Here is a 12,941-nt window from a genome sequence, read left to right as displayed (position 1 = left end):
GAAGCGGTATCCTTTTGTTCTGGGGTTCAGAACAAAAGATAAAGCGGATAGCGGGACTAAACGTACTTTTGAAAATGAGTTTTTCAGCTTCTGAAAAAAAACTTAATTCTGCAAAGCTATTTTGACTTTCGGCATCATCTTGTCTACAAACATTTTATATGCGATTTCTGAAGGATGAAGGCCATCGGAAGCAACCAAACTTGGATTATTAAGGCCTTGACGTGTAATATCTGTAATGGATACAAAAGCGATTTGATTGTTGTTGCAGTATTTCTCGGCAAAGGTATTGTATTGGTCGATTTCTGTTGAAATTGTACTGCTTTGATTTCCTGCAAGAGCTTGTCCGTATGGAGTATACGCATAGTCTGGAATAGAAATAACGACAACATTTTTTTTATCGCCTTTGGCTAGCATTATGGCTTTATTGACTAATTCTGGAAATTCTTGTTCGTAAACTGAAAAATTTCTGTGCTGATATTGATTGTTTACTCCAATTAAAAGTGTTACCAAATCATAATTGGATTCTGGATTTTGAGAATTAATTGCTGAAATTAAATTGGATGTTGTCCAGCCTGTTGTAGCAATTATTTTAAGCGAAATGGTACTAGAATACATTGCGTTTAAACTTGTCTTTAATTGCTCTGGAAAACGGCATGTAGCGCATACACTTTGACCAATGGTATAACTATCGCCTAAGGCTAAATAATTTACGGAACTTGGAATTGGCGGTTGTGGCGTTGTTGGAGGGTTTACAACGGGTGGAGTAGTGGTTGTAGGTTTAGAATCAGTTTCATCTGAATTGCAGCTCAAAAGAAATACTGAAAGAATAACGGTAACTATTTGTTTAAAATGTGGTTTCATAATTTGTTTAAATTAGATTCTAGTGGCTTTAAACAAATAGTTACGTTAAATATGTGGATTTGGATTTTAAACCATTTCGGTTTTCATCATGATTTCTTCTTCGATGGCATTCCAAAGTCCAATGCGTTTTTCAAGGGCAAGAATTGAAACTTCTTCTACTTCTTTCCATTTTTGTGCATCTTCTTCACATAATTCTGTAATCATTTGCATTGCCATTGGTCCATGTTCATCGGCATCCAATTCGATATGTCTTTCAAAATAATAAAGCAATTTTGCTAAATCTGTTTCTGGAAGGTTTTTTTGGAAATTTTTCAAAATCTGAGTAAACATACTCGGAATCAAATCTTCTCTTCCAAAGGTAAATGCTGCGGCAATTTCGTGTGGTTTTCCTTCTTCGATTACTCTAAAAGTAAAGTCTAAAAACGATTTTACATTTGGGTGCAGTGAACTTTGTTTGATTGCAACAAATATATTATGAAGGGAATGTACTTCTGATAAAAAGCTTAAAACTCCAGTTGTATCAGCTCCACAATCTTCCATTGCTTCTAAATACATTTCATAATGACTTTGTCTTCTTCCGTCGATCGTTAAATCTGTTTCTTCTGCAAGAACAATTTCATTAATTAAATAACGAGTTTCAGAGTTTTTGGTAGCAAACCAAGGCGTTGTTGTACAGGTAAGTTTGGCTTGTAATGCTTTTAAAAGTGACATAAAATCCCAAACAGCAAAAACGTGAGTTTCTAGAAAGCTGTGTAAGTCATCTATGTTTTGAATCTTATTGTATAATGAGTGGTTTAATAGTTGGTCTTTTTGTGGTTGGATGCTTTTGTTTACCGCTTCGATATTCATTTTAAAAAATTTTGATGCAAAGATAAAAAGCTTCTTTATTAAAGAAGCTTTTTTAGATTGATTTTGTATATATTTTAATAAATATCAATTATTTAAATGCAGAAATTCCTGTTACATCCATTCCAGTTATTAATAAATGAATGTCATGAGTTCCTTCATAAGTAATAACACTTTCCAAGTTCATCATGTGGCGCATAATAGAGTATTCACCAGTGATTCCCATACCTCCAAGCATTTGTCTTGCTTCGCGCGCAATGGTAACCGCCATATTTACGTTGTTACGTTTTGCCATCGAAATTTGTGCAGTTGTTGCTTTGCCTTCGTTTCTTAAAACACCTAAACGCCAAGTTAATAATTGCGCTTTTGTGATTTCAGTAATCATTTCAGCCAGTTTTTTCTGCTGTAATTGAGTTCCCCCAATTGGTTTTCCGAATTGAATTCTTTCTTTCGAATATCTTAAAGCAGTATCATAACAATCCATTGCCGCACCAATTGCTCCCCAAGCAATTCCGTAACGAGCTGAATCTAAACAGCCAAGAGGTGCGCCTAAACCAGATTTATTTGGTAAAAGGTTTTCTTTTGGCACTTTTACGTTATCAAAAATTAATTCGCCCGTTGCAGATGCACGAAGCGACCATTTATTGTGCGTTTCTGGAGTTGTAAAACCTTCCATTCCGCGTTCTACGATTAAACCATGAATTCGGCCTTCTTCATTTTTAGCCCAAACAATGGCAATATCTGCAAACGGAGCATTTGAAATCCACATTTTTGCACCATTTAAAAGATAATGATCTCCCATATCTTTAAAATTGGTGATCATACTTCCTGGATCTGAACCGTGATCTGGTTCGGTTAAACCAAAACAGCCAATGAATTCACCTGTTGCCAGTTTTGGAAGGTATTTCATTCTTTGTTCTTCGTTTCCATATTTCCAAATCGGATACATTACCAAAGAAGACTGAACAGATGAAGTAGATCTTACACCAGAATCACCTCGTTCAATTTCCTGCATAATTAGTCCGTAAGAAATTTGGTCTAATCCAGCACCTCCATATTCAACAGGAATATAAGGTCCGAAACCACCAATTTCGCCAAGACCTTTAATAATTTGTTTAGGAAATTCTGCTTTTTGAGCATATTCTTCTATAATAGGAGATACTTCTCTTTTAACCCATGCACGAGCTGATTCACGAACCAATTTGTGTTCGTCTGTTAGCAAATCGTCTAAGTTGAAATAATCTGGAGCTTGAAATAGGTCTGGTTTCATTTTTATTAATTTTAGCAAAGCAAATTTACACAATAAAAATATAACAAATACAAGTTAAATTGTTATATTTTTTTATATCAAAAATAAAATTAATAGGAATTTGGCAAATAAATTGTAGTTTATTGATAATTTATAGACTATTTTTGAATTCCAAAAACAAAATTAAATGAGGCTGATCATCTCTTTTTTATTTTTCTTGATACTTAATACCGCTGTGGCTCAAACAAAAAAGGAGTTTACTGAACAAGAGTATCTAGAATTACAGGATAAAATTCGTTTCAGCATGAATGGTAACTTTGACCAAGGTCTAGAGTATGCGGCTGAATTACAGAAATCTAACAACGAAGAGCACGTAGCTTTTGCTTATGGTGCTGGATCATACATATATGAATTAAAAAATAATAGAGTTAAATGTGATGAATGGTATAGAAAGGCATTGACTTACTATGATAAACTTCCAGAATCTGTTCAAAAAATTAATCTAAGGGCCTACCTATATAATTATAGAGGATTAACGGAATGGAAAAGAAAAAATTTCAGTAATGCTTTAAGTAATTATCAGGAAGGAATTAGGCTTTCTACTAAAACATCTGATGTTATACAGATCGTAAAATTTAAAAGTAATATTGCTTTAGTTAATGAAGAAGTAGGTAACTACGAACTTGCTATTAAGAATCTTAGACAGAATAGTGACTTTGTAGATAAGAATGAAAGCCTATATGAAAAAGACCAATTTCAAAATAATAAAAGTAATATTTATACCAATTTAGGAAATGTCTATGAAGGATATTTCATGAAGGAACGCGGTAAAACAATTTTATTAGATTCGGCCGAGTACTTTTACAAAAGAGCAATAACTTATTCTCAAAATTATTTAAACAATAAAATTGCCTCTACGCTTAGTTTAGGAAATATTTATTTGTACAAGAAAGATTTTAAAAACGCAGAGAGAACTTACTTTGATATTGCGATGTATGCAAAACAAAATAATGATGATGGTTATTATAGAATTGCAAATTACAATTTAGGGGATCTTTATTATTCTCAAAAAAAGTACGACAAGGCTTTGGTTTTTTTGAAAAAAGTGGATTCTATTTCTGTTAAAGGAAAAAAGATAGATAGAATTTCTTTTCAATCTAATTACCTGCAGGCTAAAATTTATAATGCAAAAAATGAACCTGAATTAGCATTCAAACACTCTAAATTATATTTGGATTCTTATGAGCAATTTGAAGGAGATTTAAGAGAAGAAGCTTTAGAAGTTAATTACAAATTAGGAACAGCTAATCTAAGTGATGAGATGATTAGTATCCAGGAAAAGTATAAGTATGAGGTTTTATGGAATAAAGCCCTAAAAGTTTTCTATGTTATTTTGGTAGTGGGAATTGTATTTTTTCTAATTAAGAATATTCGAGATAAAAATAAAGCACAAAAGAAAATGAATGCTTTAATTGAAGAATTTAAAGCTAATTTGGAGAAAAAAGAAATTGAAAAAGCTGAAATCGAAAAAGTGGCAATTGAGAATACGTTATATGTAGAGGAAATTCCGGAATTGGAAGAAGCTTTCCTTAAAAAGGAAAATGCAAATCTTAGTATTGATGAGGCAAAAGAAAATAAAATTGTAGAAAAACTATTGGCACTAGAAGATAAACTAGAATACCTAAATGCCGACTTTACGCTTTCGTATGTTGCCAAAAAAATCAAAACCAATACAACCTATTTATCTTATGTTGTCAATAAAAGATTTGGTAAATCTTTTGGAGAATATTCTAATGAGCTGAAGATTAATTATGTTATTAATCAAATGATTACTAATCATTTATATCGTAAATATTCGACTCAGGCAATTGCAGAGAGTGTAGGTTTTAAAAATGCAGTTTCATTTGCAAAATCGTTTCGCAAAAGAACTGGAGTTTCTCCAGCTCAATTTGCGAACAATATTTAAAGCTGATATTAACCACTTCCATTTCCACTACCTTTTGCAGGATTGTTTGTTGGATCAACAGGATCGCCATCGCCGCCTCGTATGACTTTTTGAGCTCCTCTATCTATTTTTTCTAACTCAAAATCGTTGATATTTGATATTTTAGTTTTCATGTCTTAAAAGTTTAGTTGTTTTTACATTATTTTCTTAAAAAAGAATTAACCACTTCCATTTCCGCTTCCTTTTGCAGGATTGTTTGTTGGATCAACAGGATCGCCATCTCCGCCTCTTATAACTTTCTGAGCTTCTTTATTTAATTTCTCTATTTCGAAGTCTTTTATATTTAATATTTTAGTTTTCATGTCTCTCTTTTTTGGATTACTTTTATATTCTATTTTTTATGTTTTGATTAATAAGAATTAACCACCAGTAACACCGCTTCCATTTCCGCTTCCTTTTGCAGGATTGTTTTTTGGATCAACAGGCTCGTCATCACCTCCTCGTACAGTTTTTTGAGCTTCTTTATTCAATTTTTCTACTTCGAAATCTTTGATTTTTAATATTTTAGTTTTCATATCTCTCTTTTTTTGGATTGCTTTTATATTCTATTTTTTATGTTTTGATTAATAAGAATTAACCACCAGTAACACCGCTTCCATTTCCGCTTCCTTTTGCAGGATTGTTTTTTGGATCAACAGGCTCGTCATCACCTCCTCGTACAGTTTTTTGAGCTTCTTTATTTAATTTTTCTATTTCGAAATCTTTGATTTTCAATATTTTAGTTTTCATATCTCTCTTTTTTAGGATTGCTTTTATATTTTATTTTTTTAATTAAGGTTTAACCACGCCACTTCCATTTCCTCCTCCGCCTTTTGCAGGATTGTTAGGATCAGTAGGGTCATCTCCGCCACCTCTTACTGTTTTTTGAGCATCTTTATTCAATTTTTCTATTTCGAAATCTGCGATTTTTAATGAATTAGCTTTCATATCTTTCTTTTTTTTGGATTGCTTTATATTTTATTTTTTTAATTAAGGTTTAACCACGCCACTTCCATTTCCTCCTCCGCCTTTTACAGGATTGTTAGGATCGGTAGGTTCATCCCCGCCGCCTCTTACTATTTTTTGAGCTTCTTTATTCAATTTTTCTATTTCGAAATCTGCGATTTTTAGTGAATTAGTTTTCATATCTTTCTTTTTTTGGATTGCTTTTATATCTTATTTTTTTAATTTGATTAATTAAGGATTAACCACACCACTTCCATTTCCACCACCACCTTTTACAGGATTGTTTGTGTCATTTCCTCCGCCTCTAATTGTTTTTTGGGCTTCTTTGCTTATTGTTTCTACTTTAAAATCTCCTAATGTTAATGTTGTATTTTTCATGTTTTTAAATTTTTATAGTTTAAATTTTTGTACTATTAATCTTTCATAAATATTTTTTTCAGCTTTATTAAATGCGACAAAAAGAGCGCTGAAAATTGGTTTATGCTAAAAGTTTTTTTGGGTTTTATTTTGGTCAAAAGCAGTAAAAAATCGAATCTTATTTGTGAGGTAAAACTTTCAAATTATGGTCTGCTTTTTGCTTTTAGGGGAGTTTTTTGCTGCTGATTTGAGGTGTTTTTTGACGATTTGAAGCCGTTTTTTAAACCTCTTTTTTATGATTTTTGTTCTTCAAAATCATAAGTTTTTCTTGTCCTTATTTTCATGTTTTTCGATGTTTAGATTATTACTTATCCAAAACTAGAGAAAAAGCGAAACCGTTAATCGAAAATGGGCTCTGTGAGCTTTTTAGAAAGAAAAAATAAGCGTAATCATTTGGTATACAATAGTTTGTAATGTGTACTATACTTGGTATAATTTATAAATTGTATGTGGTATAATTAATAAAATGTATGTGTTTATGCGATTTTTATCAATAAAAACACCAATATTTGCAGTGTAATTATGATTTAAAAACGATCAAAAACGATGCTAAAACTGGTCCAAAAATTTCTACAAATCAATCGATACTCAGACATAAAAAATGAGTTCAAGGATCTGTTTTTGTCTCATCCAAACTATCCGAGTTTGTTTGCCATTACAGACTCGTTTGATTTGCTTTCGGTAGAGAACGCAGCGGTGAGAGTTTCGAAAGAACAAATAGTAGATTTACCACCTAACTTTTTGGCGTATTTTAAAGATGAATTAATTCTTGTAGAAAAGATTAAAAATGGTGTTCGCATTACAACATCAAAAAAAGGAAGTCAGAAATTATCTTATGACAATTTCCTTTTAGATTGGAATGGAGTTATTGTAGCGATCGAACCAAATAATGTTGTTGCAAGAGAAAATTTAAAAGTAGAGTACAATTGGATAAAATATTTTTTACCGCTTTTACTTTTAACAGGATTGTCATTTTTTTATAATGGCTACAATTTATTAAGTTCTGTTTTTTTAGTGACTTCTGTAATAGGTTTAATTGTAAGCATTTTTATTGTGCAACAGAAATGGGGAGTCAAAAATACTGTGATTTCTAAATTCTGTAATTTAAGTTCTAATTCTTCTTGTCATTCAGTTATAAGCTTCAATGATGATATAGCTAATAAATGGTTGAGCTTTTCAGATTTACCATTATTATTCTTTAGTTCTAGTATCATTGCCATCTTAGTAGCGCCAGCAAGCTCTGCTGTATTTGTTGGATTTTTAAGCCTTTTGGCAATTCCATTAGTAGTTTGTTCTATTTGGATCCAAAAATTTGAAATTCAAAAATGGTGTGTAATGTGTTTAGCAGTTTCATTTATCATTTTAATTCAGAGTATTGCTTGGTTTTCATCAGATCTTTTTACGTTAAGTTTTAGCTTAAATACTATTTTTCCTTATGTGTTTTCTCTTTTGCTTTTAATTCCGATCTGGGCTGTAGTAAAAGTGATGATCAAGAATATGTTAGACAATGAAAACTCATTAAAAGAGCTTAAAAAATTTAAAAGAAATTATTCTCTATTAAATTTCTTATCTAAAAAAGTAAAATATACAAAAGGATTTGAAGATTTGAGAGGTTTAACTTTTGGAAACAAAAGTGCATCTGTTAGACTTTCTGTGATTCTAAGCCCAAGTTGTGGACATTGTTATAAAACTTTTCAAGAGGCATTTGAATTGGTAATGAAGTTTCCAGATAAAATTTATTTAAACGTTCTTTTTAATATTAATCCAGAAAACAACGATAACCCTTATAAGGCAGTTGTTGAAAGACTTTTAACGATAAACAGAACAACTCCAGGGAAAACTGTTGAAGCGATTTCAGATTGGTACATTAAAAGAATGATACACAAGAAATGGCTTAAAAAATGGAATGTTGATTCTGTAAGTATGATGATAAGCCAAGAAATTCAAAAACAATACGATTGGTGTTCAATGAATAATTTTAATTATACACCGGTTAAAATTGTAAATGAAAGGCTGTTTCCGAACGAATATGAATTGAATGAGTTGAAATATTTCTTAAATGATTTTGTAGACGAAGTTCAAGTATTAGAAAAAATAGCATAAGTAAGAACAAGAGTTCTGCTTTGGAAAATAAAAATAATATTAACCCCACTAATACCTGCAGTTATGTTAAAGAATATTTTGAAATTGAAAGGTGCAGTAGAATTAACTGCTAATGAGCAAAAAACAATGAACGGAGCTAGCACTCCTATTTGTGATGACGGATTTAAAGCTAAAAGATGTACAGAATTTGGAACAGTACCAGCTTATTGGAACTGCATACCAAGTAACTATGTTGGAAGCTGTTAAGATTAGATTTTTGAGCAGCAACTTTTTTACAGATTAGAGGCTCAAACCCGAAAACGTAAATAACCAGTTATGTTAGAAAAAATTTTAAAGAGCAAAGAAACTAAGAAACTGACTAAAAAAGAGCAGAAAAACATTTTAGGTAGTGAATTTTCAACTGAACTAAATTGTGATGATGCTACGGTCGAAAAATATTATGCTTGCTAATTTGAATATATAAATAGTAACAGAGAGTAAGACCTCTGTTACTATATATAAAATGGTATTAAATATGCTAAAGAAAATTCTAGATCTAAATGGTGCTCAGAGTATTAGCAAGAGTGAGCAGAAAAACATGAAGGGCGGAATTCCAGAATGTTGGATTTATGCATTAGAAGCAGGATGCTTTTTAATACCACCAGGCGAAACTTGTCCGCTAAATACATCATCCGGTATTTGTGATACAAGTCGTCTTTGTTGTTGAATTTTTAACTTTTTTAAAAGTAATACGATATAGCCTTATTTAGAATTTAGTCATGTTTTTTTTGAATGTATAGGCGCTCGATCGTGGAACATTGAGCATATTCTCAGTATTGATGATTGGTACTGAGATTCTTAGGAGTTGGCCGCCGCGTTAATTTTATTTGGTTAGGGTAAACCGCGGCCATGTCCTAAAGAAATTGTGTTGCTAAAAATTTGTTTATAAATACTGAAACAGAGAAGATTTAGGTCTTCTCTGTTTTTTTATTTGCCTAGTTGTCTTCTTAAAAGAGAATTCTCTTCTTCTAGTTTTTGATTGTATTTACTAATAATCTCTATAATATTTAGATATAAAGTGTGGTCCTTCTCCTTATCTTGAGAAATATCATCTTTAAGTTCATCAACATCTTTGCCTAAAATTTTTGCAAATTGCATCCATTCATTTTCTCGTATTCGAGATACTCCTCTTTCTTTTTTAGAATAGGTTGTCTGCTCCATGGCAAGCATGTCAGCCATCTGTTTTTGCGAGAACCCTTTTTCTTTTCTGGCTTTTACTAGATTTTTATGTAACATAATATTTAGGAAAATAAATAAGCAATTTACAGTTATTTCTTAATAATTTTCACTCTATTTCAAAAATATCCTAAAAAATTCCTAAGAAATTTCTTTCTTTATTTAAAGAATTAACGATTTTTGAAAAATTAAAAGGGAGTATTTGTTTTTAAAGGCATTCCTTTTAATAAAAAATATCAATAACTAAAGAATAAGAAAATGAAAAGATTGCAAAAAATGGGTCTTGAAAATGTAAAGAAATTGTCAAGAGAAGAAATGAGAATTATTACAGCAGGAAAGTATGTTGAAAGACAAGGAGGTGTTTGTGTATCGACAAGTTCTTGCAGTTCGGGTTGTGCAGTTACTTCCGATGGGGAAACTGGGGTGTGTGACAACTGCTGTTACGCGTAGCATTGAAAATATTGTAATGTGAATTATAGTTTCACTACTAGCATAGTAGTGAAACTTATTTTTTAAGTAGTAAAGATGTCAAAAAAAATTATTATACTTTTTGCCTTATGTTTTAGTCTTTTGAATTATAGTCAGACAGCCGTTAAATTGCACGGAACTATTTTGACAAAAGACAATATTAACGATACAATATGTTTTGTTCCAGAAGCTTTTTTAGATAAAAAATACTATTCAAATGAAACTTTTAAAGCTAAAATTATTAATAACGAGTTTAATTTAAATTTTCGGTCTTATTATCCGCAAATGTATGTGTTGAACTTAAATAGTGAAAAGAATAATGGAAAATTTAGAATTGATTGCTTTTTTATTGACTCTAGTACGACAAAGATTAGTTTTGATTCTAACTATAAATTAAGTGTATCAAATGGGAAAACTAACACAGAGTTTTTGAAAAAATTCTTGCCTTATATTTTTAAGAATAGAAAAGAAAATCTCCATTTTTACAAATTTGATGAAAGTTTAGATGTGCGACTTTGTAACTACATTGAAGAGAACCCTGATTCATATGTTGCTTTATGGTTTTTAATTGGAAGATTTAATAAAGAAGGGCATACTGAATTGTATGAAAAATGTATGAAATCTTTTTCGCAAAAAATGAAGGCTCAGCCACTTTGGAAAATTTTAAATGAAGAGTTTGCTGAAATAAGTATAAAAGAAAATTATAAATTTCCAGAGATACTTTTAAAAAATATTGATTTAGAACCTGAAGCATTACAAGTGCCTGAATCAGAATATACTTTGATTGATTTTTGGTTTAGTCGTTGTCGCCCTTGTCTAGAAGAACTTCCAAAATGGATTGACCTTTATGAAAAATATAATTCAAAGGGATTGAATATAATTAGCATTTCTACAGATAAGACCGAAAATGTAAAAAACTATTGGCAAAAACGAGTAGTCGAAAAAAAAATGCCTTGGAAAAATTATTTAGATGAGAACGCTATTTTTGCGACCAAAGAAAAAATAGTTTCTTTTCCCACCAATTATTTGTTGAATAATAAAGGTGAGGTTATTAAAAAAAATGTTACTCCTGAAGAACTAGAAAAATTATTAATTGAAGCTTATAAAATTAAAAGTTATTTTGATAATTATATTACACAACCTTCAGTGCTTATTAAGAATTAAGCAATGTACACTGCTAATTTTTCATAAATAAAAGTGTAAACATCCTTCATAATGATTATGACTAATTTTGATTATCTTTTTCAATACTTAGAAAAAGAAAATATATCTATAGATAAAACCGAATTTCTGTTTCAAGTTCAATCACATCCTGATTATCCTACATTGCTTTCAATATCAGATACGCTTACTTTTTTTGATATTGAAAATGGTGTTCTAAAGTTAGATTTTGATTCTTTTGAATTTTTGCCAAATCGATTTGTTACTTTTTTAGATGATTCTAGCCAATTGTATTTAGTCGAGAGAACTCAAGATCATACATATATTTACTTTGATTCAAATAAAATAAAAAGTTTAGATCTCTTTCAATTGAAAAATAATTGGAGAGAAATAGTGTTTTTGGTTGAAAAACCTGAAACAGAAATTATTGAAAAAAGTAATAGAAAAAGAATCCAACTTCTTTTTCCAGCATTATGTACAATTTTACTTTTTGTTGTTTTATTTTTATTAAAAGTAGATTTAAAAGTCTATTTGTTTTTTATATTTCCAACAGTAGGAATTATTTTTTCAATTGCATCATTAAAGAATTTATTTGGTACAAAAAGTGATTTCTTTAATAATTTTTGCAACATTTCTTCTACATCAAGTTGCTCTGATGTTTTAAGCTCAAAAAAATGGAAACTATTCGAATATATAAATTTGAGCGATGTCAGTTTTGTATTTTTTGTGTTTCAATTTTTTCTGTTTTTCTTTTCAATTATCATAAATTCTATAAATGATTTTTTTCAAATTCAAAAAATATTTTTATCACTAGCCATGCCTGTAATATTGCTTTCAATTTACTATCAAATGAAAATTGAAAAAAAATGGTGCCCAATATGCTTATCCATAAGTTTGATCCTTATTGTTGAATTGGTTTTTATTCATTTGTTATTTAGTGGTGATAGCAGGTTATCAATAAATTATATTTCAATAACTGCTTTAAATTTTTCCTTGGTTTCATATGGGTGGTATATTGGTAGAGATTCATTAACTGAGCATAAAAATTTGAAGGAATTTCAATTAAAGGTAAATCGTTTTATGAGAAATTATCCCCTGTTTAAAAGTTCCTTACTGTCTAAACCAAAGGTTGAATTAGTAAATAGCCCGATTGTTTTAGGAAATGATAGTTGCAAAACAGAAATTACAATAATTACAAGTCCATTTTGTGGCCATTGTAAAACTGCTCATTTTATTTTAGAAAAAATTTATGAATCTCATAGAGAAGATATCAAGATTAAAATTATCATAAACACAAATATTGATAATCAAACAGAAAAGAAAAAGGTTTTTTTTAGAACTTTACTATCAATCTATTTACAAAAAGGTGAGAGAGAATTTATAGACGCTCTTAATTATTGGTTTAATAATCAGAGTATAGAGTTATGGTTGGAAAAATATAAGATGAAATACAATCAGGAACAAATAGATTATTTATACAGAGTATCTAATATTTGGTGTGAACAAAATAGATTTACTTTTACACCAGCAATATTTATAAACGGATATATTTACCCAAAAACTCATTATAGGGAAGACTTAAAATTTTACATCAATGAAATTATAGAAGATGAGCTTTGAGTCAAAACTAAAATCAATAATAATTATTTATCACTTCAATAAACTAAAAAA

General features: G+C 30.1%; 18 protein-coding genes. 7 read left to right on the top strand and 11 right to left on the bottom strand.

What is annotated here, in order from left to right:
• Window positions 1-102 precede the first annotated feature (102 nt).
• The 3 genes from V6624_RS08600 to V6624_RS08590 form a co-directional block, all read right to left on the bottom strand.
• Entirely contained in the window at window positions 103-861 is a 759-nt protein-coding gene (locus tag V6624_RS08600; RefSeq protein WP_111286183.1) for an SGNH/GDSL hydrolase family protein, read from the bottom strand.
• 66 nt (window positions 862-927) lie between these two features.
• The gene (locus V6624_RS08595; protein ID WP_111286181.1) at window positions 928-1,710 is read right to left on the bottom strand and encodes a DUF3050 domain-containing protein; all 783 of its coding nucleotides are present in this window, start codon (window positions 1,708-1,710) and stop codon (window positions 928-930) included.
• Window positions 1,711-1,798: 88 nt separating this feature from the next.
• On the bottom strand, window positions 1,799-2,977 hold the full coding sequence (locus V6624_RS08590) for an acyl-CoA dehydrogenase family protein (RefSeq protein ID WP_111286179.1): 1,179 nt from the start codon (window positions 2,975-2,977) through the stop codon (window positions 1,799-1,801).
• A gap of 1,510 nt (window positions 2,978-4,487) precedes the next feature.
• Between V6624_RS08590 and V6624_RS23715 the strand changes: the two genes are divergently transcribed.
• Window positions 4,488-4,922 (top strand): helix-turn-helix domain-containing protein, encoded by a 435-nt coding sequence (locus tag V6624_RS23715; protein ID WP_394364527.1) that lies wholly within the window; start codon window positions 4,488-4,490, stop codon window positions 4,920-4,922.
• 8 nt (window positions 4,923-4,930) lie between these two features.
• Here V6624_RS23715 and V6624_RS08580 read toward each other — a convergent pair whose 3' ends face one another.
• The 7 genes from V6624_RS08580 to V6624_RS08550 are packed head-to-tail and all read right to left on the bottom strand — an operon-like array spanning window position 4,931 to window position 6,284.
• Complete coding sequence (locus V6624_RS08580; RefSeq protein ID WP_162614947.1) at window positions 4,931-5,074, bottom strand: hypothetical protein; 144 nt, start codon at window positions 5,072-5,074, stop codon at window positions 4,931-4,933.
• A 45-nt stretch (window positions 5,075-5,119) separates the two neighbouring features.
• Window positions 5,120-5,263 (bottom strand): rSAM-modified peptide, encoded by a 144-nt coding sequence (locus V6624_RS08575; protein ID WP_111286175.1) that lies wholly within the window; start codon window positions 5,261-5,263, stop codon window positions 5,120-5,122.
• Between the two features lie 57 nt (window positions 5,264-5,320).
• Window positions 5,321-5,476, bottom strand: a complete 156-nt coding sequence (locus tag V6624_RS08570; RefSeq protein WP_111286173.1) for an rSAM-modified peptide — start codon at window positions 5,474-5,476, stop codon at window positions 5,321-5,323.
• Window positions 5,477-5,534: 58 nt separating this feature from the next.
• On the bottom strand, window positions 5,535-5,690 hold the full coding sequence (locus V6624_RS08565) for an rSAM-modified peptide (protein WP_111286171.1): 156 nt from the start codon (window positions 5,688-5,690) through the stop codon (window positions 5,535-5,537).
• A 42-nt stretch (window positions 5,691-5,732) separates the two neighbouring features.
• Complete coding sequence (locus tag V6624_RS08560; protein ID WP_111286169.1) at window positions 5,733-5,888, bottom strand: rSAM-modified peptide; 156 nt, start codon at window positions 5,886-5,888, stop codon at window positions 5,733-5,735.
• A 42-nt stretch (window positions 5,889-5,930) separates the two neighbouring features.
• Window positions 5,931-6,086, bottom strand: coding sequence for a hypothetical protein (locus V6624_RS08555; protein ID WP_204251677.1), 156 nt, complete (start codon window positions 6,084-6,086; stop codon window positions 5,931-5,933).
• A gap of 51 nt (window positions 6,087-6,137) precedes the next feature.
• Window positions 6,138-6,284 (bottom strand): rSAM-modified peptide, encoded by a 147-nt coding sequence (locus tag V6624_RS08550; protein ID WP_111286167.1) that lies wholly within the window; start codon window positions 6,282-6,284, stop codon window positions 6,138-6,140.
• Window positions 6,285-6,968: 684 nt separating this feature from the next.
• On the opposite strand from V6624_RS08550, the gene V6624_RS08545 reads away from it, so the two are divergent.
• The 3 genes from V6624_RS08545 to V6624_RS08535 all read left to right on the top strand — a co-directional run bounded on the left by V6624_RS08545 (window position 6,969) and on the right by V6624_RS08535 (window position 8,876).
• On the top strand, window positions 6,969-8,426 hold the full coding sequence (locus V6624_RS08545; RefSeq protein WP_239455652.1) for a vitamin K epoxide reductase family protein: 1,458 nt from the start codon (window positions 6,969-6,971) through the stop codon (window positions 8,424-8,426).
• 63 nt (window positions 8,427-8,489) lie between these two features.
• Window positions 8,490-8,672: a hypothetical protein gene (locus tag V6624_RS08540; protein WP_111286163.1), complete on the top strand. Its 183-nt coding sequence runs from the start codon at window positions 8,490-8,492 to the stop codon at window positions 8,670-8,672.
• Between the two features lie 69 nt (window positions 8,673-8,741).
• Window positions 8,742-8,876, top strand: a complete 135-nt coding sequence (locus tag V6624_RS08535) for a hypothetical protein (RefSeq protein WP_262510496.1) — start codon at window positions 8,742-8,744, stop codon at window positions 8,874-8,876.
• Window positions 8,877-9,392: 516 nt separating this feature from the next.
• On the opposite strand, the gene V6624_RS08530 is transcribed toward V6624_RS08535, so the two are convergent.
• On the bottom strand, window positions 9,393-9,701 hold the full coding sequence (locus V6624_RS08530; RefSeq protein ID WP_111286160.1) for a helix-turn-helix domain-containing protein: 309 nt from the start codon (window positions 9,699-9,701) through the stop codon (window positions 9,393-9,395).
• Between the two features lie 198 nt (window positions 9,702-9,899).
• Between V6624_RS08530 and V6624_RS08525 the strand changes: the two genes are divergently transcribed.
• From V6624_RS08525 to V6624_RS08515, 3 genes are all read left to right on the top strand, one after another.
• Entirely contained in the window at window positions 9,900-10,091 is a 192-nt protein-coding gene (locus V6624_RS08525; protein ID WP_111286158.1) for a hypothetical protein, read from the top strand.
• A gap of 75 nt (window positions 10,092-10,166) precedes the next feature.
• Window positions 10,167-11,273 (top strand): TlpA disulfide reductase family protein, encoded by a 1,107-nt coding sequence (locus V6624_RS08520; RefSeq protein WP_338841550.1) that lies wholly within the window; start codon window positions 10,167-10,169, stop codon window positions 11,271-11,273.
• 57 nt (window positions 11,274-11,330) lie between these two features.
• Window positions 11,331-12,890 (top strand): vitamin K epoxide reductase family protein, encoded by a 1,560-nt coding sequence (locus V6624_RS08515; protein WP_338841549.1) that lies wholly within the window; start codon window positions 11,331-11,333, stop codon window positions 12,888-12,890.
• Window positions 12,891-12,941: the final 51 nt, after the last annotated feature.

This window comes from Flavobacterium ginsenosidimutans, assembly GCF_037478105.1.
GTDB lineage: Bacteria > Bacteroidota > Bacteroidia > Flavobacteriales > Flavobacteriaceae > Flavobacterium > Flavobacterium ginsenosidimutans.
The sequence above is the reverse complement of the archived record's forward strand: the minus strand, read 5'-3'. Positions and strand labels throughout refer to the sequence as shown.

Excerpts from the sequence above, each read along its gene's own strand:
- V6624_RS08555 (WP_204251677.1), bottom strand. The coding sequence starts at position 6,086 with ATGAAAACTAATTCACTAAAAATCGCAGATTTCGAAATAGAAAAATTG.
- V6624_RS08580 (WP_162614947.1), bottom strand. The coding sequence starts at position 5,074 with ATGAAAACTAAAATATCAAATATCAACGATTTTGAGTTAGAAAAAATA.
- V6624_RS08520 (WP_338841550.1), top strand. The coding sequence starts at position 10,167 with ATGTCAAAAAAAATTATTATACTTTTTGCCTTATGTTTTAGTCTTTTG.
- V6624_RS08565 (WP_111286171.1), bottom strand. The coding sequence starts at position 5,690 with ATGAAAACTAAAATATTGAAAATCAAAGATTTCGAAATAGAAAAATTA.
- V6624_RS08540 (WP_111286163.1), top strand. The coding sequence starts at position 8,490 with ATGTTAAAGAATATTTTGAAATTGAAAGGTGCAGTAGAATTAACTGCT.
- V6624_RS08515 (WP_338841549.1), top strand. The coding sequence starts at position 11,331 with ATGACTAATTTTGATTATCTTTTTCAATACTTAGAAAAAGAAAATATA.
- V6624_RS08560 (WP_111286169.1), bottom strand. The coding sequence starts at position 5,888 with ATGAAAGCTAATTCATTAAAAATCGCAGATTTCGAAATAGAAAAATTG.
- V6624_RS08595 (WP_111286181.1), bottom strand. The coding sequence starts at position 1,710 with ATGAATATCGAAGCGGTAAACAAAAGCATCCAACCACAAAAAGACCAA.
- V6624_RS08550 (WP_111286167.1), bottom strand. The coding sequence starts at position 6,284 with ATGAAAAATACAACATTAACATTAGGAGATTTTAAAGTAGAAACAATA.
- V6624_RS08530 (WP_111286160.1), bottom strand. The coding sequence starts at position 9,701 with ATGTTACATAAAAATCTAGTAAAAGCCAGAAAAGAAAAAGGGTTCTCG.
- V6624_RS08535 (WP_262510496.1), top strand. The coding sequence starts at position 8,742 with ATGTTAGAAAAAATTTTAAAGAGCAAAGAAACTAAGAAACTGACTAAA.
- V6624_RS08525 (WP_111286158.1), top strand. The coding sequence starts at position 9,900 with ATGAAAAGATTGCAAAAAATGGGTCTTGAAAATGTAAAGAAATTGTCA.
- V6624_RS08575 (WP_111286175.1), bottom strand. The coding sequence starts at position 5,263 with ATGAAAACTAAAATATTAAATATAAAAGACTTCGAAATAGAGAAATTA.
- V6624_RS08590 (WP_111286179.1), bottom strand. The coding sequence starts at position 2,977 with ATGAAACCAGACCTATTTCAAGCTCCAGATTATTTCAACTTAGACGAT.
- V6624_RS08600 (WP_111286183.1), bottom strand. The coding sequence starts at position 861 with ATGAAACCACATTTTAAACAAATAGTTACCGTTATTCTTTCAGTATTT.
- V6624_RS08570 (WP_111286173.1), bottom strand. The coding sequence starts at position 5,476 with ATGAAAACTAAAATATTAAAAATCAAAGATTTCGAAGTAGAAAAATTG.